The sequence below is a fragment of the Pseudomonas sp. Soil_N_39 genome (assembly GCF_057655955.1).
Window position 1 is genome coordinate 1 of sequence record NZ_JBDGLI010000077.1, and the last position, 206, is coordinate 206.

General features: G+C 55.8%; 1 protein-coding gene. It reads left to right on the plus strand.

Annotated features, from left to right (window positions below; translation table 11 throughout):
* Positions 1-206: immunoglobulin-like domain-containing protein (locus AC3A5O_RS28880; RefSeq protein WP_487754031.1), on the plus strand; the 206-nt coding region annotated here is incomplete at both ends.

Here is a 206-nt window from a genome sequence, read left to right on the forward strand (position 1 = left end):
GTGTTGGACGTGGCTGTTGGCAACGATGTGTACCAAGGTCCAACGACGGTTACTGAGTCGATCAAAGATGCATCCGGCGGCAATCTGGAAGCCATTGCTCCAAACACCGCTCCAGTCAGCACCGTGGTCAGCGACGTCAACGACACCACCACGGTGACATTGACCGCCAATCCGACCGTGAATGAAAACGGCACCATCACCTACAC